This is a genomic window from Pseudomonas campi, assembly GCF_013200955.2.
Lineage (GTDB): Bacteria > Pseudomonadota > Gammaproteobacteria > Pseudomonadales > Pseudomonadaceae > Aquipseudomonas > Aquipseudomonas campi.
In genome coordinates this window covers 2,613,659-2,635,482 of the sequence record NZ_CP053697.2, presented here as the reverse complement: position 1 = coordinate 2,635,482, position 21,824 = coordinate 2,613,659, and the positions used below count along the sequence as shown (strand labels likewise).

Genomic DNA, 21,824 nt, shown 5'->3' with positions numbered 1-21,824 from the left:
CTGCTGCGCGTCGGCCCTACGGCGTTAAAAACAGGCTCGGAATGCTCATTTACAGCTCGTAAACTCCGCTTCCTCGCCTGTTTTTGCCTTGTATGGCTCTAGCTCGCGAGATCGTGAACCGGCTCTTACAGAACGGAGTCGGGTTTCAGGCCAATCTTGAATTGGTTGATGTACTCGTTCGGTTTGCGCCCGTCGTAGGTCAGGCCATCGATGAACTCGTTGCTCGGCGCACGGAAGCCTTCTTCACTGCTGGCCGGGAAGTCTTCGGCCTTGGCCTTGCCTTCGGCGACCAGTTCGCTGGCGGCACTCTGGTAAACCGCCGGCAGGTAGACCTGCTTGGCGATATCGAGGTACCAGCTGTCCGGCTTGGCTTCGCCGATCTGGCCCCAGCGGCGCATCTGGGTCAGGTACCAGATGGCGTCCGAGTAGTAGGGGTAGGTGGCGTTGTAGCGGAAGAACACGTTGAAGTCCGGTACTTCGCGCTTGTCACCCTTCTCGTACTCGAAGGTGCCGGTCATCGAGTTGGCGATCACCTTGGCGTCGGCGCCGACGTATTCCGGCCGCGAGAGGATTTCCACGGCTTCCTTGCGGTTGGCGTTGCCGTTTGCATCCAGCCACATGCCGGCGCGGATCAGCGCCTTGACCAGGCGTTTGTGGGTTTCCGGGTTGGCGTCTGCCCAGGCCTTGGACACCCCGAGAACTTTCTCCGGGTTGTTCTTCCAGATTTCGTAATCGGTGATCACCGGCACGCCGATGCCCTTGAATACGGCGGCCTGGTTCCACGGTTCGCCCACGCTGTAGCCGCTGATGGTGCCGGCTTCGAGGGTGGCCGGCATTTGCGGCGGCGGGGTGACCGAGAGCAGGGCATCGGCGTTGAGGGTGCCGGTGATGTCGCCCTTGGCCGGGGCGTAGTAACCGGGATTGATGCCGCCGGCGGCCAGCCAGTAGCGCAGCTCATAGTTATGGGTAGAGACCGGGAAGACCATGCCCAGGTTGAAGGGCTTGCCCTTGGCCTTGTACTGCTCGATCACTGGTTTCAGTGCATCGGCCTTGATCGGGTGCACCGGCTTGCCGTCTGCCATCGGCACGTGCTTCTTCATTTCTTCCCAGACGGCGTTGGACATGGTGATGCCGTTGCCGTTGAGATCCATGGAGAAGGCGGTGACCACTTCGGCCTTGGTGCCGAACCCAATGGTGGCCCCCAGGGGTTGGCCGGCCAGCATGTGGGCGCCGTCCAGTTCGCCGGTGATTACCCGATCCAGTAGGACTTTCCAGTTGGCCTGGGCTTCCAGGGTGACGTAGAGACCTTCGTCTTCGAAAAAGCCTTTCTCGTAGGCAATCGCCAGCGGTGCCATGTCGGTCAGCTTGATGAAGCCGAGCTTGAGTTCTTCCTTCTCGGGATCGGCGGCGTGGGCGATCTGCAGGCTCAGTGGCGACAGCAGCAGGGCGCAGCCGAGGCCGGCCAGGGTCTTTTTCAGCAGGGAGCGACGGACGGTGGAATGGTGCATGGTGGATCCTCTGGTATCAGAAACGAAAAAAGACGTCGCAGACAAACCTCCCCCTATGGGCAGGATGCCTTTGACGTCTTTGTCTATTCGTCCCGATCACCGCCGTTGGCGATCCGAAGACGGGTGTTAGGTCTTGGATGGGTATAAGCAAGGGGCTTGCCAGGTTTGCGGGCAGGAGTGCCTGGCAAAGGCAAAGGTCGCCGCCACGGCGCCATTCCAGGCTCTGGTATGCGAGGTATTAAGGCTTATAAATCAGTCTGTTAGCAGGTTGTGCGGATTCGAGATAGCGGGTGTGTGGGCGAGTGACCGAGGACAAAAATGAGGATGGCAGGCGCGCGCCCTGCACTTTGTTGAGCCATTGGCGTGCATGGCTTGAGCGAACTGGCCCCTTTTGGTTCGATTTCCGTCCAGCAGGTTCGGGCAGGCGCACAGGTACCCAGTTGCCCGTTCAGGGCATTGGCAATACTCCCAAGGCGGCAGCCTCAGGAAGCGGGTTGCATCTGCGCTTCCTCGACAAAGTCCTTCAGCCAGCGCAGTACTTCCACCGCTTCCCAGCGCGCCGGGTCGAACAGGGCATAGGCCTGGCCCTGGTAGCCGACCACGTCCAGTTGGCGGTGATAGCCGGCGCGTTGCAGCAGGGCCTCGATCTCGGCAAAGCAGGTGTTGAAGTGCACGCGCGTGAACGGCGTCTTGCTGCCGGTCACCAGGCCCTCCAGGTGCAGTTCCTCGACCATGGCGCGGACGCTCTCCAGTGGCATCTGGTTCACTTTGTTCTTCAGCAGCAGTACGTCCTGCATGGTGGCGATCCTCTGCTATGCACCTGGGCGCGGTGCTGGTTGGGCGGTGGAGACAGGGTAATAGAAAGTACTGTACAAATAAACAGTATTCGATAATAGTGGGCTCACGCACTACCGATCAGCCCCGCAGGGGATCAACCGAGAGAGGAGCCGCTTATATGCACCACAAGCTGATGACACTTCTGCTATTGGCCCTGCTGGCCGGCTGCGCGCAGCCACAACTGGAACAGCCCAAGGCCAATGGCGCCTATCTGGTGATCGAGGACGGCGCCGCCTGGGCGGTGCTGGTTTCCGATGGCAAGCGGGTCGCGGAAGCGGGGCGGGTACTGGATGTGGTCAAGCTGCCCGGCCAGCATTCCAGTATTGCTGCCAGCTATGTGATCGAGACGGCCAACTGCGGCAAGTTGCAGTGGCTCACCGAGCGCGACGAGTTCGGCGAGATCACCCGCCTGGCGCCGAGCGGCAATGAGCAACTGGCACGCCCGGACTGCGTGATCGGCAACGGCCTCAGCCGCGCCTGGACCGCGCTGGATTACTCCAGTTAAACGACAAGACCCCGGCAGATTGCTCTGTCGGGGCCTCGTTGCTCACGCTTGCTCGGGTGCGTGCAGCACACACACCGGCATTACCGGTTGCTAACTCAGCTATCAGCCTTGCTGCGCGATTTGCTGGCGGGTGCCTGCACCAGGCCATCGGCGCGGAACATCGCCTTGATCCCGCGGATGGCCTGGCGGGTGCGGTCCTGGTTCTCGATCAGGGCGAAGCGCACATGGTCGTCGCCGTAGTCGCCGAAGCCGATACCCGGTGAGACGCAGACCTTGGCTTCCAGCAGCAGCTTCTTGGCGAACTCCAGCGAGCCGAGGTGCGCATAGGGCTCGGGAATCTTGGCCCAGATGTACATCGAGGCCTTGGGATTCTCCACCATCCAGCCGGCTTCATGCAGGCCCTTGACCAGCATGTTGCGGCGTTGGCGGTACTGCTCGGCGATATCGCGCACGCACTGCTGGTCGCCTTCCAGGGCCGCGATGGCCGCCACCTGCAGCGGGGTGAAGGTGCCGTAGTCGTGGTAGCTCTTGATCCGCGCCAGGGCGCTGACCAGTTCCGGGTTGCCGACCATGAAGCCGATGCGCCAGCCGGCCATGTTGTAGCTCTTGGACAGGGTGAAGAACTCTACGGCGATGTCCTTGGCACCTTCCACCTGCATGATCGACGGGGCCTTCCAGCCGTCGTAGACGATGTCGGCGTAGGCCAGGTCGTGGATCACCAGCACGTCGTACTGCTTGGCCAGGGCCACCACGCGCTCGAAGAAATCCAGCTCCACGCACTGCGCGGTGGGGTTGGAGGGGAAGCCGAGGATCATCATCTTCGGCTTGGGGATCGACTCGCGAATTGCCCGCTCTAGCTCGGCGAAGAAGTCCACGCCGGGCACCAGCGGTACCGAACGCACCTGGGCGCCGGCGATCACCGCGCCATAGATGTGGATCGGGTAGCTGGGGTTGGGCACCAGCACGGTGTCGCCATGGTCCAGGGTGGCCAGCATCAGGTGCGCCAGGCCTTCCTTGGAGCCGATGGTGACGATGGCTTCGCTTTCCGGGTCGATCTCGACGTCGTAGCGATCCTTGTACCAGCGCGAAATGGCCCGGCGCAGGCGTGGAATGCCGCGCGAGGTGGAGTAACCGTGGGTGTCGTCGCGCTGGGCGACCTGCACCAGTTTCTCGACGATATGCGGTGGCGTGGCGCCATCGGGGTTGCCCATGCTGAAGTCGATGATGTCCTCGCCACGGCGGCGGGCGGCCATCTTCAGTTCGGCAGTGATGTTGAAAACGTAGGGGGGGAGACGATCGATGCGCGCAAAACGGCGCTTAGCTTGTTCAGCCATGCTTTCCTCGAAGACGTAAGCGCCCGGAACCGTCCGAGCGACGTTGGCCAGTGCGCTGGCCAGGCGGCGAAGATAAGCGCTGCGGCGGGACTTTGTCGAGCCCCCTGGCAGCGCGGGTGTTCACACTGGAATCTGCCGCTTCAGGCGCAGCAGCAGGTCGGCCAGCAGCTCGATATCGGCATCCGTGGTGCGCCACGACGAGACGCTGAGGCGAAAGGCCGGACGGCCCTGCCAAATCGTCGGGCCGAACCAGACCTCACCGCTGGCCTGCGCCGCCTCGCGGATGGCCACGGTCTGTGCGTCGTTATCGCCGCGCACCAACACCTGGTTGAGCACCACGCGATTGAGCACGGGGTAACCGCCATCGCGCAGGCGCTCGGCCAGCTGGCCGGCTTGGCGAATATGCCGGTCGATCAGTTCGCGCAGGCCGTCGCGGCCGAGGCTGGCCAGGGCCGCCCAGATCGCCACGCCGCGGGCGCGGCGAGAGAACTCCAGGGTCAGGTTCTTCTGCGCGTCCTTGCTCGCGCTGGCATAGGCGGCGTCGCTGTTCATCGCCGTGGCCAGGGCATCCGCGTCACGGCAGATGGCCATGGCGCCGTCGTAGGGGGTGTTCAGCCACTTGTGGCCGTCGCAGGTCCAGCTGTCGGCCAGCTCCACGCCAGTGGCCAGATGCGCAGAAGAGGAGGCACGGGCCCATAGGCCGAAGGCGCCGTCCACATGCACCCAGGCGCCGGCGGCTTTGGCTCTGGGGATCAGCTCGGCGAAGGGGTCGAATTCGCCGGTGTTCACCTCGCCGGCCTGCAGGCAGAGGATGCTCAGGTCATCCAGGGTCGGCAGCTGCGCCGGGTCGATGCGGCCCTGGGCATCGGTGGGGGCGATGATCAGCCGGTTCATGCCGAAGCCGAGGATGCGCAGAGCCTTCTTCACCGTGATATGACAAGTGGCGGAGACCACCACGCGCACTTCCGGCGCACCGCTCAGGCCATCGCCATCGAAGTCCCAGCCCTTGCGTGCCAGCAGCGCGCGGCGGGCGGCTGACAGGCTGGCCAGGGTGCAAGCGGTGGCGCTGGTGCCGAAACCGACGGCGCTGCTGCGGGGCAGATCGAGGGCCTCCAGCACCCAGCGTCCGGCCGTGCGCTCCAGCACATCGGCGACCGGCGCATTGTCGAAGGAGGAGGCGCACTGGTCCCAGGCCAACACCATGCGTTCCGCGGCGGCAGCGGGCAGGGTGGCGCCGATGACGAAGCCGAAGTAGCGCGGGCCGTTGCTGGCCACGGTGGCCGGTGAGCCGATTTCATCCAGCTGGCGCAGCACCTCTTGGTCGGCCAGGCCCTGTTCGGGCAGCGGCTGCTCGAAGGCCTGCAAGGCAGCGATGGCGGAAGGCGGGGGGAAGACCGGACGGCTGTCGATGCCATCGTAATAGCCGAGGGCGCGGCGATCCGCTTCGGCCAGTAACTGGCGTTCTTCGTGGCTGGTGGGCATGGCGTTCTCGGCGGTGGGCGATGAGGCCTTCACCTTAGCCAGTCGGGGCTTGCCCGCGCAGATACACAGTTAGGGGGAGTGAGCCGTACAGTTGACGGCTGCTGCGGTACGGATGGGGTAACAGTGCAAGGTTGACCGGTACAGTTATGGCGCCCGTGGGCCGGGCGCCGCTGCTTGTGTCAGTTACCGAGCATGTCATGCATGGCGATGATCTGTTCGGCCACCTGGATCAGCTTCTGCTGACGGCTCATGGCCTGGCGGCGCATCAGGGTGTAGGCATCTTCCTCGTTGCAGCTCTTCATCTTCATCAACAGGCCCTTGGCCAGTTCGATGCGCTTGCGTTCGGCCAGTTGCTCGTCGCGTGCCACCAGTTGCGCGCGCAGGGCCTGGTCGCTCTCGAAGCGGGCCATGGCCACGTCGAGGATCGGCTGCAGGCGCTCGGCATGGATTCCCTCGACGATGTAAGCGCTGACGCCGGACTGGATGGCCTGGCGCATCACGCTGGGGTCGTGCTCGTCGGTGAACATGACGATCGGGCGCGGCTGATCGCGGGTCACCAGCACCACCTGTTCCATCACGTCGCGGCCGGGGGACTCGGTATCGATCAGCACCACGTCGGGGCGCACGGCCTCGACGCGCTCGGGCAGGTCGATGGTCAGCCCCGACTCGTCGATGACCTCGAAGCCCGCCTCGATCAGGGCGCTCTTCAGGCGTCCGACCTTCTTCGGGGTGTCGTTGATCAGCAGAATTCGTAGCATGTTGGCGTTCGTCTCGCAGTGTTACAGGGCGATGGGCGCGGCAAGGCCGCTGCGCGCGTGAATGGTAAAACTGCCGGCGTAGGCGGCCGGATCGCTGCCATCCCAGACTTTGCCATCGAGCAGGGTGGAACTGCGCATCGGGTTGCTGGGCACCGCGATACCCAGCGCGCCGGCGGCCTGGCGGTAGAGGTCGAGCTGGTGGATCTGCCGGGCGACGCCCAGATAGTCCGGGTCGTCCTTGAGCAGGCCCCAGCGGCGGAACTGGGTCATGAACCACATGCCATCGGACAGCCAGGGCATGGTCACCTCGCCGTCGGCGAAGAAGCGCAGCGGATGGGCGTCCAGCCAGGCATGACCGAGACCGTCTTGATACTGGCCAAGGAAGCGCGGCTCGATGGCCGACAGCGGCGCGTCGACGTACTCGCTGCTGCTGATCAGTTGCGCGGTGCTGCGTTTGTTCTCTTCATTCTCATCGATGAAACGGCTGGCTTCCAGGACCGCCATGGTCAGGGCGCGGGCGGTGTTGGGGTACTGCTCGACGAACTCACGGGTGACGCCCAGCACTTTTTCCGGGTGATCGGCCCAGATCATCTGGCTGGTGGCCAGGGTGAAGCCCTGGTCTTCGTCCACGGCCAGGGCGCCCCAGGGGCCGCCGGCACAGAACCCATCAATACGCGACGCCTTGAGGTGGGTGACCATTTGCGAAGGCGGCACCACCACGCTGTTGACGTCTTCCAGGGGGTGGATGCCCTGGCTGGCGAGCCAGTAGTTCAGCCACATGGCATGGGTGCCGGTGGGGAAGGTCTGGGCGAAGGTCAGCTTTGCACCGCTTTGACGCACGCGTGTGGCCAGCGCCTCGGCACTGGTCACGCCGGCCTGCTTGAGCGGCTCGGAGAGGTTGATCGCCTGGCCGTTCTGGCACAGGCCCATGAGGATGGCCATGTCGGTGGCCGGACCGCTGAGGCCCAGGTGAATGCCGTAGACCTGGCCGTACAGCGCCTGAGCGGCGTCCAGTTCGCCGGACAGCAGCTTGTCACGCAGGGTGGCCCAGGAGGCCTGGCGCTGCAGGTTGAGGGTCAGGCCATAGGGTTGGGCGAAGCCCTGGGTGGCTGCGACGATCAGCGAAGCGGAGTCAGTCAGGGCCATGAAGCCCAGGTCCAGCACGCTCTTTTCCGGTGCATCGGAGCCTGCGACCCAGGCCAGGCTGTCGTTACGGGTGCTTTCGATTTCGCTCATGTACGTTGTTCCGCCGTTGAACAAAAAAGGCGTCGCCCCAGCTACCACGGGGTGGTAACCAGAAACGACGCCATTGTCTATGAACTGACTCCGCCGTTGGAGAAAGTTCTGCTGGTTTCGTTCTAGCAAGCGATATGCCAGCAGTAGTGCGGCAGAAAAACAAAACCCCGCCGGAGCGGGGTTTGCTGGAGCAGATAGGGTTTAGAACCTGTTTAGGATCTTTTGAGCTAGAGCCAGGCAAGGCGCAACGACCAGCGGGAGTAACAGCCGTAGGCTGGCCCGAAGGGTAAGCGCCAGCGAATCAAGTGGGCGAGGGCGCGGAGTTTACGAGCTGTAAATGAGCAGCCCGAGCCCGACTTCAACGCAGCATGGCCGACGATCAAGAGGTCGTAGACGGGTTCTTAGCGTTCCATCATCTGCTTTACATGATCCTGCGGAATCTGCTGCTTGCGGCCTTCGCTGTCTTCGAATTCGAGCATGCCGGTGTCGCGGTCCAGTTCTGGCTTGCCGTCGCTGGTGAGCATTTGTCCGTCGGTAGTGGTGATGATGTATTCGCTGGCACAACCGGCCAGGCCGACAGCGCAGAGCAGGATCAGAAAGCAGTGTTTCATAGAGGGAACTCCCGGATGTTCAGTGTATGAGCCGCAAACCAGCGACTCCAAGCTGCACGCTACGGGTTGAGCTGGGTGGCGTGCAAGTTGAACCCACAAAAAAGGATGCCGCAGCATCCTTTTTTTGACCGCGAGCAAGGGCTCAGGCGGCGACGAAGCTGGCGGGGTAGGCGAGGCCGGCTTGGCTGCTCTGCACTTCACTCAGGGTCTCGCGTACCACCTGCTTGGCCAGGCAGGCACATTTGCCGCATTGGCTGGCAACGCCCAGCGTTTCGCGAACATCGCGGTAGCTGCAGCAGCCTTCATAGATGGCATCGCGGATTTGACCGTCAGTAACACCTTGGCAGAGGCAAACGTACATGGACAGGCTCGGATGAGAATGGGTTGCTGTTGGCAGGGGATACTAATGTTAATGAGAATGCTTGTCAAAACTTTGCGTTAGCTTTTCCTGTCTGCTCAATGCTGGCCCGGGTTGGAGTGCTGCGAACCTTTAATCCAGCTTTGCAATAGGCACAAAAAACCCGGCCTGGGCCGGGTTTTCCTTTTGCGGCTGCACGGGCTTAGTGGTCGAACTCGTCCCAGCCGCCCATTTCCTTCCAGCGATTGACGATGCCGCAGAACAGCTCGGCGGTCTTCTCGGTGTCGTAGCGCGCGGAGTGCGCTTCCTTGCCGTCGAAGGCGATGCCGGCGGTCTGGCAGGCCTTGGCCAGTACGGTCTGGCCGTAGGCGAGGCCAGCCAGGGTGGCGGTGTCGAAGCTGGAGAAGGGGTGGAAGGGGTTGCGCTTGATGTCGCAGCGGGCCACGGCGGCGTTCAGGAAGCCGAGGTCGAAGCTGCTGTTGTGGCCGACCAGGATGGCGCGTTTGCAGCCGTTGGCCTTGATCGACTTGCGCAGGCCTTTGAAGATTTCCCCAAGCGCGTGCTCTTCGCTGACCGCCATGCGCAGCGGGTGGTCCAGCTTGATCCCGGTGAACTCCAGGGCCGCCTGCTCGATATTGGCGCCGGCGAACGGCTCGATGCGGAAGAAGTGGGTGTGGTCCGGGTAGACGAAACCACTTTCATCCATGGCGATGGTGGTCGCGGCGATCTCCAGCAGGGCGTCGGTGGCGCAGTTGAAGCCGCCCGTCTCGACATCCACCACCACCGGCAGGTAGCCGCGGAAACGCGCAGCCATCGGGTGGCGCGGGCCTGAGGGCAGGCTGCCGTCGAGTTCGTCGTCGAAATGTTCTTCGCTCACGCGGGGTTCTCCAGCAGGCGCCAGCGCAGGTTCTCACCGGCGCGCAGGGGGATTACGGTCTGTTCGCCCAGCGGTAGGCTGGCCGGGGCGGTCCACTCTTCACGCACCAGGGTGATGCGGTCGGTGTTGCGCGGCAGGTTGTAGAAGTCGGGGCCGAAGTGGCTGGCAAAACCTTCCAGCTTGTCCAGCGCGTTGCGCTGCTCGAAGGCCTCGGCATACAGCTCGATGGCGGCATAGGCGGTGTAGCAGCCGGCACAGCCGCAGGCGGCTTCCTTGGCGTGCTTGGCGTGCGGAGCCGAATCGGTGCCGAGGAAGAACTTGGCGCTGCCACTGGTGGCGGCATCCAGCAGGGCTTCCTGATGGGTGTTGCGTTTGAGGATCGGCAGGCAATAGAAGTGCGGACGAATACCGCCGACCAGCATGTGGTTGCGGTTGTACAGCAGGTGGTGGGCGGTGATGGTCGCGCCCACCTTGCTCGATGCGGCGTTGACGAACTGCACCGCGTCACTGGTGGTGATGTGCTCGAACACCACGTTCAGGCTGGGGAAGCGCTCGACCACGCGGACCAGATGCTCATCAATGAAGCGCTTCTCGCGGTCGAACACGTCGACCTCGGCGCGGGTCACTTCACCGTGCACCAGCAGCGGCAGGCCGACTTCGGCCATGGCTTCCAGCGCCGGGAAGATCTTGTCGATACTGGTTACCCCGGAATCGGAGTTGGTGGTGGCGCCGGCCGGGTAGAGCTTGGCGGCATGCACGAAGCCACTGGCCTTGGCGCTACGCACATCTTCGGCCGAGGTGTTGTCGGTGAGGTACAGCACCATCAAGGGCTGGAACTGGCTGCCGGCGGGACGGGCGGCGAGGATGCGCTGGCGGTAGCCATCGGCCTCGGCGGTGTTGCGTACCGGTGGTACCAGGTTGGGCATGATGATGGCGCGGGCAAAGGTGCGCGCAACGTCGGCAACGGTGTGTGGCAGTACAGCGCCGTCGCGCAGGTGAATATGCCAATCGTCGGGGCGCAGCAGGGTAATGCGGTCGGACATGGAGGATTCCAGGCGGGTAAAACGTGCTCGCATGCTACCGGAAATGGTCTTCGCCGGCACGGCTATCAAGTTTTCCCGAGGCTGACCGATACTTCAGGGGAATGCCGTTTCTCCGTGTGGAGCCTGTCGTGCGCCAACCCTATCTGACCCTGCTGAGCGTGCTGACCTGCCTATCCCTGGGCCAGCCTGCTGCGGCCATCACTTTCCAGACGCGCATGGAAAAGGTGGAGTGGAAAGTCGAGGGCGACAAGTTCGAGTGCCGGCTGTCGCAGCCAATCGCGGATTTTGGCAGCGGCGAGTTCGTCCGCCGCGCGGGCGAGCAGGCGACATTCCGTCTGAAGACCCGCGAGCGCTGGCTGGGAGCAGGCTCGGCGACCTTGCTGGCGGCGGCTGCGCCCTGGCAACCGGGGCGTGGTGATATCAACCTCGGCCCGGTCAGCGTGGTGGCGGGTGAGGTGCCGTTCAACAGCTCCCAGGAACAGGCCGGGCGCCTGCTCACCGGTCTGATGGAAGGGCGCAGCCCGCTGGTCAAACACCGCACCACCGCGGGTGGTGACAGCCTCGATGTGCGCCTGCTGCCGGTCAAGTTCAACCAGGCCTACAGCGACTACCTCAAGTGCACCGCCGGCCTGCTGCCGGTCAACTTCGACCAGATTCGCAAGGCACAGATCGGCTTTCCCGGTGGCGGTTCAGCGCTCGATGATCTGGGGCAGGCCAAGCTGGAGATCATCCTCGGTTATCTCAAGGCCGACCCCAGCGTCAATCGCATCGAGCTGGATGGCCACTCCGACAACAGTGGCAACCGCCTGACCAACCGCGATACCTCGCGACGGCGGGCGATTGCCGTGGAGGAGTACCTCAAGGCCAGTGGCGTGCCCGCCGAGCAGATCGTCGTGCGCTTCCACGGCGAACGTTACCCGCTGGTGCCGAACAGCAGCGAAAGCAACCGGGCGAAGAACCGCCGGGTGACCATGACCCTGTCCCGAGAACCGGTCGCCGAACCGGCAGAGGAGGCGGCTCCAGCCCCGGCGGAACCTACCCCGCCAGCCGAGCCTGCGGCCACTTCCTGAGTTCGCCAGGCTGCGTCGCGGCCGCTGCGAAACAGGAGCAGACCCTAAATAAATCTGTCGCTTTGTCGCCAGTGCCTGTCGCGCCCCTGTAAATCGCCGGGCGCGGCCGGTAGAATCGCGGGTTTTCCGTACAACCCCGTGGAGTTGATTGGCATGGCGGACGTTAAGAAGGTAGTTCTGGCCTATTCCGGTGGTCTGGATACCTCGGTAATCCTCAAGTGGCTGCAGGACACCTATGAATGCGAAGTGGTGACCTTCACCGCTGACCTCGGCCAGGGCGAAGAAGTCGAGCCGGCTCGCGCCAAGGCCCAGGCCATGGGCGTCAAGGAAATCTACATCGACGACCTGCGCGAAGAATTCGTCCGCGATTTCGTCTACCCGATGTTCCGCGCCAACACCGTCTACGAAGGCGAGTACCTGCTGGGTACTTCCATCGCCCGTCCGCTGATCGCCAAGCGCCTGATCGAAATCGCCAACGAGACCGGCGCCGACGCCATCTCCCACGGCGCCACCGGCAAGGGCAACGACCAGGTGCGTTTCGAACTGGGCGCCTATGCACTCAAGCCGGGCGTGAAAGTCATCGCCCCGTGGCGCGAGTGGGACCTGCTGTCCCGCGAGAAGCTGATGGACTACGCCGAGAAGCACGCCATCCCGATCGAGCGCCACGGCAAGAAGAAGTCGCCGTACTCCATGGATGCCAACCTGCTGCACATCTCCTATGAAGGCGGCGTGCTGGAAGACACCTGGACCGAGCACGAAGAAGACATGTGGCGCTGGACCAAGTCCCCGGAAGCCGCACCGAACGTGCCGACCTACATCGAGCTGACCTACCGTGCCGGTGACATCGTCGCCATCGACGGCAAGGAAATGAGCCCGGCCACCGTGCTGGCCGAACTGAACCGCATCGGCGGCGAAAACGGCATCGGTCGCCTCGACATCGTCGAGAACCGCTATGTCGGCATGAAGTCGCGCGGCTGCTACGAGACCCCCGGCGGCACCATCATGCTGCGCGCCCACCGCGCCATCGAGTCGATCACCCTGGACCGCGAAGTGGCCCACCTGAAAGACGAACTGATGCCCAAGTACGCCAGTCTGATCTACACCGGCTACTGGTGGAGCCCGGAGCGTCTGATGCTGCAGCAGATGATCGACGCCTCGCAGGCTCACGTGAATGGTGTGGTGCGCCTGAAGCTGTACAAGGGCAACGTCATCGTCACCGGCCGCAAGTCCGACGACTCGCTGTTCGACGCCAACATCGCCACCTTCGAAGAAGACGGCGGTGCGTACAACCAGGCCGACGCGGCGGGCTTTATCAAGCTCAACGCCCTGCGCATGCGTATTGCTGCGAACAAGGGCCGCAAGCTGTTCTGATAAGCTGCCAGGCAAGCCACAGGACCCCGGCCACGAGCCGGGGTTTTGCATTCAAGGGCCCGAGAAACGGGCCGCGAAGAGGAGATATTCAATGAGACTGCTGCATACCATGCTGCGCGTTGGCGACATGGACAAGTCCATCGCCTTCTACACCGAAGTGCTGGGCATGACCCTGCTGCGCCGTAAGGACTACCCGGACGGGCAGTTCACCCTGGCCTTCGTCGGCTACGGCAACGAGGCTGAAAATAGCGTGATCGAGCTGACCTACAACTGGGGCGTGGACAGCTACGAGCTGGGCACCGGCTATGGCCATATCGCCCTGGAAGTGGCCGATGTGTACAAGGCGTGTGAGGACATTCGTTCGCGTGGCGGCAAGATCACCCGCGAACCGGGGCCGATGAAACACGGCACGAGCATTCTGGCCTTTGTCGCGGATCCGGACGGCTACAAGATCGAGCTGCTGTCGCCCAAGCGCAACGATTGATAGCTGCTATGCTTTTGTAAGCAATTGCTTACAAGGAAGGTAGTCATTCCAGTAGATTTAACGAGGTGTTCCATGGCCGCTGACAAGCATGCGCTGCATCTGATCCGGGTGGTGCAGGAGTTGTCGATGGCGAGGGATGTGGACAGCGTGGCGGAAATTGTCCGGCATGCTGCCCGCGAGCTGAGTGGTGCCGATGGCGCTACATTCGTGTTGCGCGATGGGGATCGCTGTTTCTATCGTGACGAAGATGCCATCTCGCCGCTGTGGAAGGGGCAGCGCTTTCCCATGAGCGCGTGCATCAGCGGTTGGGTCATGCTCAATCGCCAGGCCACCGTAATTCCTGATATCTACCAGGACGAGCGCATACCCCACGCGGCCTATCGGCCGACCTTCGTTAAAAGCCTGGTGATGGTGCCAATCCGTACCCTCGAGCCGATTGGTGCCATTGGTGCCTATTGGGCCAGTGGCTACCGGGCAACTGCTGAGCAGGTCGAGTTGCTGCAGGCCTTGGCTGATTCCATATCGATAGCCATGGAAAATGTGCAGGTCTATGCCGAGCTGGAACAGCGTGTGGAAGAGCGCACGGCGCAGCTGGCTGAAGCCAACAGGCGCCTGCATGCCGAAGTGCGCGAGCGCGAGCGGATGGCCGCGGAGGTGCGCCAGCTGTCGTTGACCGATGAACTGACGGGGCTACATAACCGTCGTGGCTTCCTCCTGCTGGCCGAGCGTGAGCTGGAAGCTGCCCAGCGTCGGCGGAGTCGTTGCTTGCTGCTGTACGCTGATCTGGATTACCTCAAGCAGACCAACGATCGCCATGGGCATGCCGCTGGCGATGTCATGTTGATCGATGCTGCGCAGGTGTTGCGCTCGGTGTTTCGCAGCACCGATGTATTGGCGCGACTGGGGGGCGACGAGTTCGTGGTGTTGACCAGTGACTATGTCAGCAGTGAGGAAGTCCTGCAGCGACTGGCTGCGGCGATCAAGGCCTTCCAGCGGCAAACGGGGCGGCAACTGTCTATCAGTCTCGGCGTTGCCGAGTCCTCGTTGAGTGCCGGCGCTGGGCTGGATAGCCTGCTGACCCAGGCGGACGCAGCCATGTATGCCAACAAGTGTGCGCGGCGGAGCTTGCAGGTCGCCAGCTGAGATTTCTCGGCCACATGAAAAAGCCCCGCACTTGCGGGGCTTTTTCATGTTTGACCTTCAGAGGTCGAAGTCGTAGTCGCCGAGCTGTTTCTGCAGGCGTCGCTCTTCCAGGTAGTTGTCGATGACCCGGCGTTTGGCCAGGTTGGTCTTGGCGACTTCCACCACCGGACGTTCGGTGGTTTCTTCGGCCTCTTCGGCGACAAAGTCATCGTCGAGTACGAGTTCTTCTTTGTCAGTGCTCATCAGGTTCACTCCAACTCAGGGGGCGATGTTGGCGACCTTATAGCGGCAAAGCGGGACAGGGTAAAAAAGATTTTTTCAATCGACGTATTGGCTTAATCAATAGGCGCTCAATCGTCGGAGGTTTTTGCCTTGTATTCGCACAGGTCTTCGATGCGACAGCTGCCACAACGCGGCTTGCGCGCCTGGCAGACATAGCGGCCATGCAGGATCAGCCAGTGGTGCGAATCGAGGAGGAAGTCCTTGGGCACGAACTTGAGCAGTTTCTTTTCCACTTCCAGCACGTTCTTGCCCGGAGCGATGCCGGTGCGGTTGCTGACGCGGAAGATATGCGTGTCCACGGCCATGGCCAACTGGCGGAAGGCGGTGTTGAGCACCACGTTGGCGGTCTTGCGGCCGACGCCGGGCAGAGCTTCGAGGTCTTCGCGGTTGTCCGGCACCTGGCTGTTGTGTTTTTCCACCAGGATGCGGCAGGTCTCTATGACGTTCTTCGCCTTGCTCGGGTACAGGCCGATGGTCTTGATGTACTCGCACAGGCCGTCATAGCCCAGGGCGTAGATCGCTTCCGGGGTGTTGGCCACCGGATAGAGCCTGGCCGTGGCCTTGTTCACCCCGACGTCGGTGGCCTGGGCAGAGAGAATCACTGCAATCAGCAGCTCGAAGGGCGTGCTGTAGGCCAGCTCGGTCTTCGGCTCGGGGTTGTCCTCGTGCAGCCGGCGGAAGATCTCGTAGCGTTTGGCCGCGTTCACTCGATTACCCCGGTGACCCGTACGCGGCGGCTGGCGGCGGGTGCAGCTTCCGGCTGGTCAGCCTTGGCACGCTCGGCGACCACGGCGTCGATGCGGTTCTTCAGGGCGATCAGCAGGCCGAGCACAAGGAACGCACCTGGCGGCAGGATGGCCAGCAGGAAGCCCTGGTAGTCGGCGAACAGCACCAGCTGCCAGTTGGCGGCAATCGGGCCGAACAGCAGGTGCATGTTGGCCAGCAGTGCGCCGGTGCCGAGCAGCTCACGCACCGCGCCAATGGCCAGCAGCACCAGGCCGAAGCCGGTGCCCATCATCAGGCCGTCGAAGCTGGCGTGGGCCACGCTGTTCTTCGCCGCGAAGGCTTCGGCGCGGCCGAGGATGATGCAGTTGGTGGTGATCAGCGGAATGAAGATGCCGAGGATCTGATACAGCTCGTAGGTGAAGGCCTGCATCAGCAGCTCGATGCAGGTGGTCAGCGCGGCGATGATCATGACGAAGGCGGGCAGGCGCACGGCATCGGTGACCTGGCGGCGGATCAGGGCCACGGCCGCGTTCGAGCAGGCCAGCACCAGGGCGGTGGCGATGGCCATGCCGAGGGCGTTGACCACCGAGTTACTGACCCCCAGCAGCGGGCACAGGCCGAGCAGCTGGACCAGGCCCGGGTTGTTTTTCCACAGGCCGTTGATGGCGATTTCGCGGTAGCTAGCCATGGCTGTTGTCGCCCTCGTTGCTGGAGACCGGCGCGAGCAGCTCGGCCTGGTGTGCGTCGAAATACTGCAGCGCCTTGTGCACCGCCTTGACCACCGCGCGCGGGGTGATGGTGGCGCCGGCGAACTGGTCGAACTGGCCGCCGTCTTTTTTCACCGCCCAGCCGGCGGTATCCGGTGATTGCAGCGACTGGCCGACGAAACTGTTGATCCACGGGCTCTTGGCCAGCTCGATCTTGTCGCCCAGGCCGGGGGTTTCCTTGTGCCCGACCACGCGCACGCCAGCCAGGCGGCCATCGGCATGGATGCCCACCAGCAGGAAGATGTTGCCGCTGTAGCCGTCCGGCGCGGTGGCCTGGAGGATCACTGCCGTGGGCTCGCCCTTGAGGGTGGCCAGGTAGGCGGGACTGGACGTCTTGTTGCCGAGTAGTGGGTCGAACACCTGGCGCGGGTGATCCAGCAGGTGGTTGTCATAGCTGCCAGCGGGGAGGATCTGCGCCAGCGCCTGGGCCTTGGCTTCGCGCTCGGCGGCGGCAATGCGCGTGGCGGTGCCTTGCTGGGTGATTGCCACCACGCCGACGGTGACCACGGCGAACAGGCCGAGTACCAGGCTGTTCTTCAGCATCGAACGGGAAATTTCCGGCAGGGCCATGTCATTCCCCCAGTTTGAAGCCGCGCCCCGGCTTGCGATGGCCGTAGGTGCGCGGGCGGGTGTAGTAGTCGATGGTCGGGGCGCAGAGGTTCATCAGTAGCACGGCGAAGGCAACGCCATCCGGGTAGCCGCCCCAGGTGCGAATGATATAGACCAGCACACCGACCCCGGCGCCGAAGAGGATTCGTCCCAGGTTGCTGGTGGCGCCGGACACCGGGTCGGTAACAATGAAGAAGGCGCCGAGCATGGTCGCGCCGGTCAGCAGGTGGAACAGCGGCGAGCCGTTGGAGTCCGAGCCGGAGCCGTTCCAGCACAGCAGGCTGATGACGAACAGCGCGCCGAGCATGCCCAGGGGCGCGTGCCAGCTGATCACTTTCTTGTAGATCAGAAACAGGCCACCGAGCAGGAAGGCCAGGTTGACCCATTCCACCGCCTTGCCACCGAACTCGCCGAAGGCCGGGTTCTGCGCCCACAGCTCGTCCATGGTCAGGCTTTTGTTGATTTTCAGGCTGTCCAAGGCGGTGGCCTGGCTCCAGCCATCGGGCAGGGCGGCGAGGCCGAAGATCTGCTGGATGCCGTCCCAGGCGCCCATCGTGTGCGGCTTGGGCCAGCTGGTCATCTCGATGGGGAAGGAAATCAGCACCACCACGTAGCCGATCATTGCCGGGTTGAACGGATTCTGCCCGAGGCCGCCATACAGCTGCTTGCCGAAGACGATGGCGAAGCCGACCGCGACCAGGGTCAGCCACCAGGGCGCGTAGGGCGGCAGGGCCAGAGCCAGCAGCACGGCGGTGACCAGGGCGCTGCCATCCTTGAGGAAGAAGGCGATCGGGCGCTGGCGTGCAGCGAGGATGGCTGCTTCCACGGCCAGGGCGACGACGCTGGCCCAGACCAGGTTGACCAGGGTGCCAATGCCGAACAGCCAGGTCAGGGCCAGGGCGCCAGGCGCGCAGGCGGCAGCCACCAGCAGCATGACGCGCTGGGTGCGATTGCTGCCCTTGGCGTGGGGCGAGGTGATGCGGGGCAGGGCCATTGATGCTCCGTGTCTGGTTGCACAGCCATTGGGCGGCGCAGCGCTGTTCTGTAGCCCGGATGCAATCCGGGGGGGCGATCCGCAGATCGTTCGGTTAATCCCGTCCCTCTGCGAATTACGCGAGAGGGGCGTTGTCTTGTTTTCGGGCCTTGCAGGTCATTGATGGCATTGCGTGGCCTGCCCCGGATTGCATCCGGGCTACGGTTCCTGCTGCTCCGCCAGTTTCTGTTCGGCCGCGGCCAGGCGCGCGCGGGCGGCATCGAGTGCCTCGCTGGCGGCCTGCTCATCGCGCTCCAGCTTGCGCAGGTCGGCGCGGGCGAAGGCGAGTTCGGTCTTCAGGGCGCGCAAGGCTTCATCAATCGGAGCCTTGTCGGTACGCACCAGCTCGGGAGCTGGCTTGTTCGAGACAGCCTCGGCGGCATGCAAGGCCTGTTCGGCGGCGGTCAGGGCCGCACGCAGGGTCGCCAGCTCGGCTTCCCCGGCGGCGGCCTTTTCTGCCTTTTTCAGTTCGGCGCGTTTCATCGCCAGTTCGATCTTGGCTTTTTTCAGAGCGTCGTCGTCGCCGGCCGGCTTGGCCGCTGGAGCCGGCGCTGCGCTCTGCAGGCTTTCCAGGGCTTGCTCGGCGGCGGCCAGTTGCTGGCGAGCCTGTTCCAGTTCGCTCTGCTGTTCGGCCGTGGGGCTTTCCAGCTTCTCCAGCTTGCGCAGCTGAGCCTTGAGCATGGCGGCTTCGATCTTGGCTTTCTTCAGCGCCTCGTCGCCAGCCGGTTTGGCCGCTGGAGCCGGTACTGCGCTTTGCAGACTTTCCACGGCTTGCTCGGCGGCGGCCAGTTGCTGGCGGGTCTGTTCCAGCTCGGTCTGCTGTTCGGCAGTCGGGCTTTCCAGTTTCTCCAGCTTGCGCAGCTGGGCTTTGAGCATGGCGGCTTCGATCTTGGCCTTCTTCAGCGCTTCGTCAGCCGGCGGCGCGGCGGTCACTGGCGGGGCACTGGCCTGGACGGCTTCCAGGGCTTTCTGCGCGGCTTCGGCCGCGGCGCGCAGACTGCTGACCTGGGCCTGCAGCTCTGGGGTGTCGTGGCTGGCCAGCTGTTTCTCGGCTTTTTTCAGGGCGACCTGGGCCATGCTGGCTTCGATCTTCAGGCGCTTGAGCTGGTCGTCGGCGGCAGGCGCGGCGGCAACCGGAGTTGCGCTGGCGGCTTCGGCCTGGGCCGCCTTGGCCTTGGCGGCACGCTCGGCGCGGGCGAGGCGCTCGGCTTCCTTGCGTTCTTCCTCGCGGCGCAGGCGCTCCTGGCGCAGCTCGAAGCGTTGCTTGGAGTGCTCGGCTTTCTGCTGCTTCTGCTCCAGGTCGCGGATGTCGGCCTTGGCGGCGCGGTAGTACTGCACCAGCGGGATGCTCGACGGGCAGACATAGGCGCAGGCGCCGCACTCGATGCAGTCGAACAGGTTGTGCGCCTTGAGTTGTTCGTGTTGCTGGCCGAGGGCGAAAAAGTGCAGTTGTTGCGGCAGCAGGCTGGCCGGGCAGGCCTCGGCACATTCGCCACAGCGGATGCACGGCATGGCCGGTGGTGGCGCGGGCAACTCGGCGCGGGTCGAAGCCAGCAGGCAGTTGCTGGTCTTGATCAGCGGCACGCCGAGGTCGGGCAGGCTGAAGCCCATCATCGGCCCGCCCATCACCAGGCGATTGAGCTTGGCTTTGTCTAGCCCGGCGAAGTCGAGCAGCTCGCCCACGGGGGTGCCGATCAAGGCCTCGACGTTGCCAGGACGGCTCAGGGCTTCGCCGGTGAGGGTGGTGATGCGCGAGATCAGCGGCTTGCCCAGCACGATGGCGTCATGGATGGCCACGCAGGTACCGACGTTCTGGCAGAGCATGCCGATATCGGCCGGCAGCCCGCCACTGGGAACTTCCACGCCAGTGAGGATCTGGATCAGCTGCTTCTCGCCACCGGACGGGTACTTGGTGGGGAACACCTTGAGGGTGTAGCTGCGCTCGACCAGGGCGGCGCGCACGGCGGCGATGGCCTCGGGCTTGTTGTCCTCGATGCCGATCAGCACCTGGTCGGGCTGAATCAGCTGCACCAGGATGTCGATGCCGGAGATCAGCTCGGCAGCGCGTTCGCGCATCAGCAGGTCGTCGGCGGTGATGTACGGCTCGCACTCGGTGCCGTTGATGATCAGCGTGTGGGTCTTCTGGGTCGGCCGCGCGGTGAGCTTGACCGCTGCCGGGAAGCCGGCACCGCCCAGGCCGTTGATGCCGGCCTGGCGGATCTTTTCCAGCAGCTCGGCGGCTTCCATGTGCCGGTAGTCCGGGCAGGGCTGCAGGTCGGTCCACTGCTCCAGGCCGTCGCTGTCGATGACGATGGCTGCTGCCGGCATGCCGGACACATGTGGGTAGGGCTGCGCGCCGATAAAACTGACGGTGCCGGAGGTCGGCGCATGCACGGCGGCGCTGACGAAGCCGTTGGCCTCGGCGATCTTCTGGCCCTTGAGCACGTACTCGCCCACCGCCACGCAGGGCTCGGCGGCGGCACCGATATGTTGGCCCAGCGGCAGGATCAGGCGCCTGGGCAGTGGCGCCGGCTGGATCGGCGTGCGGTTGGAGAGGGTTTTTTGCTCCGGCGGGTGGATGCCGCCGGGGATGTCCCAGATCTGCTGGGCGTGGTCGATCAGCGCGGTCATGCGGCGTGCTCCCGGTCGCTGGCGATCAATTGGCCGGGGGCCAGCGGCAGCTGCCATTTCCAGCTCTGCACAGTGCTGCCGAGCGGGATCATATCGATGCAGTCAACCGGGCAGGGCTCGACGCACAGGTCGCAGCCGGTGCATTCGCTGACGATCACCGTGTGCATCTGCTTGGCGGCGCCGACGATGGCATCTACCGGGCAGGCCTGGATGCACTTGGTGCAACCGATGCACTCGGCTTCGCGGATAAAGGCGACCATCTGCGGCTTCTCGCCTTCGACGGCGTCCAGCGGCTCGGGCTCGACATCCAGCAAGTCGGCCAGGGCCTGGATCGTCGCCTCGCCGCCAGGCGGGCACTTGTTGATCTTGTCGCCACCGGCAATCGCCTCGGCGTACGGCTTGCAGCCGGGGTAGCCGCACTGGCCGCACTGGGTCTGTGGCAGCAGGGAGTTGATCTGCTCGGCGATCGGATCACCTTCGACGCGGAAACGTACCGCCGCGTAACCGAGGATGGCGCCGGCCAGCAGGCACAGGGCCAGGATGGCAAGCACGGCAATCAGAATCAGGCTCATAGCTTGATCAGCCCGGCAAAGCCCATGAACGCCAGCGACATCAGCCCGGCGGTGATCATGCCGATGGCCGCGCCCTGGAAGGACTGCGGCACATCGGCGATGGCGATGCGTTCACGCATGGCGGCGAACAGCACCAGCACCAGGGAGAAACCGAGGCCGGCGGCAAAACCGTTGGCGGTCGCGGTAATAAAGGTGAACTCGGCCTTGTTGGCGTTGACCAGGGCCACGCCGAGGACGATGCAGTTGGTGGTGATCAGCGGCAGAAAGATGCCGAGCACGCGGTAGAGCAGGGGACTGGTCTTGTTCACCACCATCTCGGTGAACTGCACCACCACGGCGATCACCAGGATGAAGCTGATGGTGCGCAAAAACTCCAGGCCCAGCGGCTCCAGCACGTATTCCTGCACCAGGTAGCTGCACATGGCAGCCAGGGTGAGGACGAAGGTGGTGGCCAGCGACAGGCCGATGGCGGTCTCGATCTTCTTCGATACGCCCATGAACGGGCACAGGCCGAGGAACTGCACCAGCACGAAGTTGTTGACCAGGATGGCACTGACCATGATCAAGGCGAGTTCGGTCATCGGATT

The 21,824-nt window shown here is 63.8% G+C and carries 23 protein-coding genes; 5 read left to right on the top strand and 18 right to left on the bottom strand.

Annotated elements, in window-relative coordinates; translation table 11 throughout:
* Positions 1 to 125: 125 nt before the first annotated feature.
* Together HNE05_RS12280 and HNE05_RS12275 are read right to left on the bottom strand one after the other, a co-directional pair.
* Entirely contained in the window at positions 126 to 1,508 is a 1,383-nt protein-coding gene (locus HNE05_RS12280) for a CmpA/NrtA family ABC transporter substrate-binding protein (protein ID WP_173207552.1), read from the bottom strand.
* Positions 1,509 to 1,990: 482 nt separating this feature from the next.
* A complete protein-coding gene (locus HNE05_RS12275) occupies positions 1,991 to 2,305 on the bottom strand; it encodes a transcriptional regulator (RefSeq protein WP_173207548.1) in 315 nt (104 codons plus the stop codon).
* Positions 2,306 to 2,463: 158 nt separating this feature from the next.
* Between HNE05_RS12275 and HNE05_RS12270 the strand changes: the two genes are divergently transcribed.
* Positions 2,464 to 2,850: a hypothetical protein gene (locus HNE05_RS12270; protein WP_173207545.1), complete on the top strand. Its 387-nt coding sequence runs from the start codon at positions 2,464 to 2,466 to the stop codon at positions 2,848 to 2,850.
* A gap of 95 nt (positions 2,851 to 2,945) precedes the next feature.
* On the opposite strand, the gene alaC is transcribed toward HNE05_RS12270, so the two are convergent.
* From alaC to pyrC, 8 genes are all read right to left on the bottom strand, one after another.
* Positions 2,946 to 4,184: an alanine transaminase gene (gene alaC, locus HNE05_RS12265; protein ID WP_173207542.1), complete on the bottom strand. Its 1,239-nt coding sequence runs from the start codon at positions 4,182 to 4,184 to the stop codon at positions 2,946 to 2,948.
* Between the two features lie 120 nt (positions 4,185 to 4,304).
* A complete protein-coding gene (locus tag HNE05_RS12260) occupies positions 4,305 to 5,666 on the bottom strand; it encodes a pyridoxal phosphate-dependent decarboxylase family protein (protein ID WP_173207539.1) in 1,362 nt (453 codons plus the stop codon).
* Positions 5,667 to 5,845: 179 nt separating this feature from the next.
* Positions 5,846 to 6,424, bottom strand: coding sequence for an ANTAR domain-containing response regulator (locus HNE05_RS12255; protein WP_173207535.1), 579 nt, complete (start codon positions 6,422 to 6,424; stop codon positions 5,846 to 5,848).
* A gap of 21 nt (positions 6,425 to 6,445) precedes the next feature.
* Positions 6,446 to 7,660 carry a CmpA/NrtA family ABC transporter substrate-binding protein gene (locus tag HNE05_RS12250; RefSeq protein WP_173207532.1) on the bottom strand — a complete coding sequence of 405 codons (1,215 nt, stop codon included), beginning with the start codon at positions 7,658 to 7,660 and terminating at the stop codon, positions 6,446 to 6,448.
* Between the two features lie 401 nt (positions 7,661 to 8,061).
* The gene (locus HNE05_RS12245; protein ID WP_173207529.1) at positions 8,062 to 8,271 is read right to left on the bottom strand and encodes a YgdI/YgdR family lipoprotein; all 210 of its coding nucleotides are present in this window, start codon (positions 8,269 to 8,271) and stop codon (positions 8,062 to 8,064) included.
* Between the two features lie 142 nt (positions 8,272 to 8,413).
* Entirely contained in the window at positions 8,414 to 8,632 is a 219-nt protein-coding gene (locus tag HNE05_RS12240) for a bacterioferritin-associated ferredoxin (protein ID WP_173207526.1), read from the bottom strand.
* A 199-nt stretch (positions 8,633 to 8,831) separates the two neighbouring features.
* Positions 8,832 to 9,506, bottom strand: a complete 675-nt coding sequence (gene rnt, locus HNE05_RS12235; RefSeq protein ID WP_173207523.1) for a ribonuclease T — start codon at positions 9,504 to 9,506, stop codon at positions 8,832 to 8,834.
* Positions 9,503 to 10,549, bottom strand: a complete 1,047-nt coding sequence (gene pyrC, locus HNE05_RS12230; RefSeq protein ID WP_173207519.1) for a dihydroorotase — start codon at positions 10,547 to 10,549, stop codon at positions 9,503 to 9,505. The genes rnt and pyrC overlap by 4 nt, the downstream gene beginning before the upstream one ends.
* Positions 10,550 to 10,677: 128 nt before the next feature.
* On the opposite strand from pyrC, the gene HNE05_RS12225 reads away from it, so the two are divergent.
* From HNE05_RS12225 to HNE05_RS12210, 4 genes are all read left to right on the top strand, one after another.
* Complete coding sequence (locus HNE05_RS12225; RefSeq protein ID WP_420826963.1) at positions 10,678 to 11,619, top strand: flagellar protein MotY; 942 nt, start codon at positions 10,678 to 10,680, stop codon at positions 11,617 to 11,619.
* Between the two features lie 153 nt (positions 11,620 to 11,772).
* On the top strand, positions 11,773 to 12,990 hold the full coding sequence (locus HNE05_RS12220; protein ID WP_173207513.1) for an argininosuccinate synthase: 1,218 nt from the start codon (positions 11,773 to 11,775) through the stop codon (positions 12,988 to 12,990).
* 91 nt (positions 12,991 to 13,081) lie between these two features.
* Entirely contained in the window at positions 13,082 to 13,474 is a 393-nt protein-coding gene (gene gloA / locus HNE05_RS12215; RefSeq protein ID WP_173207510.1) for a lactoylglutathione lyase, read from the top strand.
* A gap of 72 nt (positions 13,475 to 13,546) precedes the next feature.
* Positions 13,547 to 14,617 carry a GGDEF domain-containing protein gene (locus HNE05_RS12210; RefSeq protein WP_180889159.1) on the top strand — a complete coding sequence of 357 codons (1,071 nt, stop codon included), beginning with the start codon at positions 13,547 to 13,549 and terminating at the stop codon, positions 14,615 to 14,617.
* Positions 14,618 to 14,674: 57 nt separating this feature from the next.
* Here HNE05_RS12210 and HNE05_RS12205 read toward each other — a convergent pair whose 3' ends face one another.
* The 8 genes from HNE05_RS12205 to rsxA all read right to left on the bottom strand — a co-directional run bounded on the left by HNE05_RS12205 (position 14,675) and on the right by rsxA (position 21,818).
* Positions 14,675 to 14,860, bottom strand: coding sequence for a PA3496 family putative envelope integrity protein (locus HNE05_RS12205; protein WP_160493299.1), 186 nt, complete (start codon positions 14,858 to 14,860; stop codon positions 14,675 to 14,677).
* Positions 14,861 to 14,967: 107 nt separating this feature from the next.
* Positions 14,968 to 15,606, bottom strand: a complete 639-nt coding sequence (nth, locus tag HNE05_RS12200; protein ID WP_173207507.1) for an endonuclease III — start codon at positions 15,604 to 15,606, stop codon at positions 14,968 to 14,970.
* Positions 15,603 to 16,313, bottom strand: a complete 711-nt coding sequence (locus HNE05_RS12195; RefSeq protein ID WP_173207506.1) for an electron transport complex subunit E — start codon at positions 16,311 to 16,313, stop codon at positions 15,603 to 15,605. The genes nth and HNE05_RS12195 overlap by 4 nt, the downstream gene beginning before the upstream one ends.
* Complete coding sequence (rsxG, locus tag HNE05_RS12190) at positions 16,306 to 16,962, bottom strand: electron transport complex subunit RsxG (RefSeq protein WP_173207504.1); 657 nt, start codon at positions 16,960 to 16,962, stop codon at positions 16,306 to 16,308. Before rsxG ends, HNE05_RS12195 begins: the two co-directional genes overlap by 8 nt.
* Before the next feature lies 1 nt (position 16,963).
* Positions 16,964 to 17,995 (bottom strand): electron transport complex subunit RsxD, encoded by a 1,032-nt coding sequence (gene rsxD / locus HNE05_RS12185; RefSeq protein WP_173207502.1) that lies wholly within the window; start codon positions 17,993 to 17,995, stop codon positions 16,964 to 16,966.
* 198 nt (positions 17,996 to 18,193) lie between these two features.
* A complete protein-coding gene (gene rsxC / locus HNE05_RS12180; protein ID WP_173207499.1) occupies positions 18,194 to 20,665 on the bottom strand; it encodes an electron transport complex subunit RsxC in 2,472 nt (823 codons plus the stop codon).
* Positions 20,662 to 21,237, bottom strand: coding sequence for an electron transport complex subunit RsxB (rsxB, locus tag HNE05_RS12175; protein WP_173207497.1), 576 nt, complete (start codon positions 21,235 to 21,237; stop codon positions 20,662 to 20,664). Before rsxB ends, rsxC begins: the two co-directional genes overlap by 4 nt.
* Entirely contained in the window at positions 21,234 to 21,818 is a 585-nt protein-coding gene (rsxA, locus tag HNE05_RS12170) for an electron transport complex subunit RsxA (protein ID WP_173207495.1), read from the bottom strand. The genes rsxB and rsxA overlap by 4 nt, the downstream gene beginning before the upstream one ends.
* Positions 21,819 to 21,824: the final 6 nt, after the last annotated feature.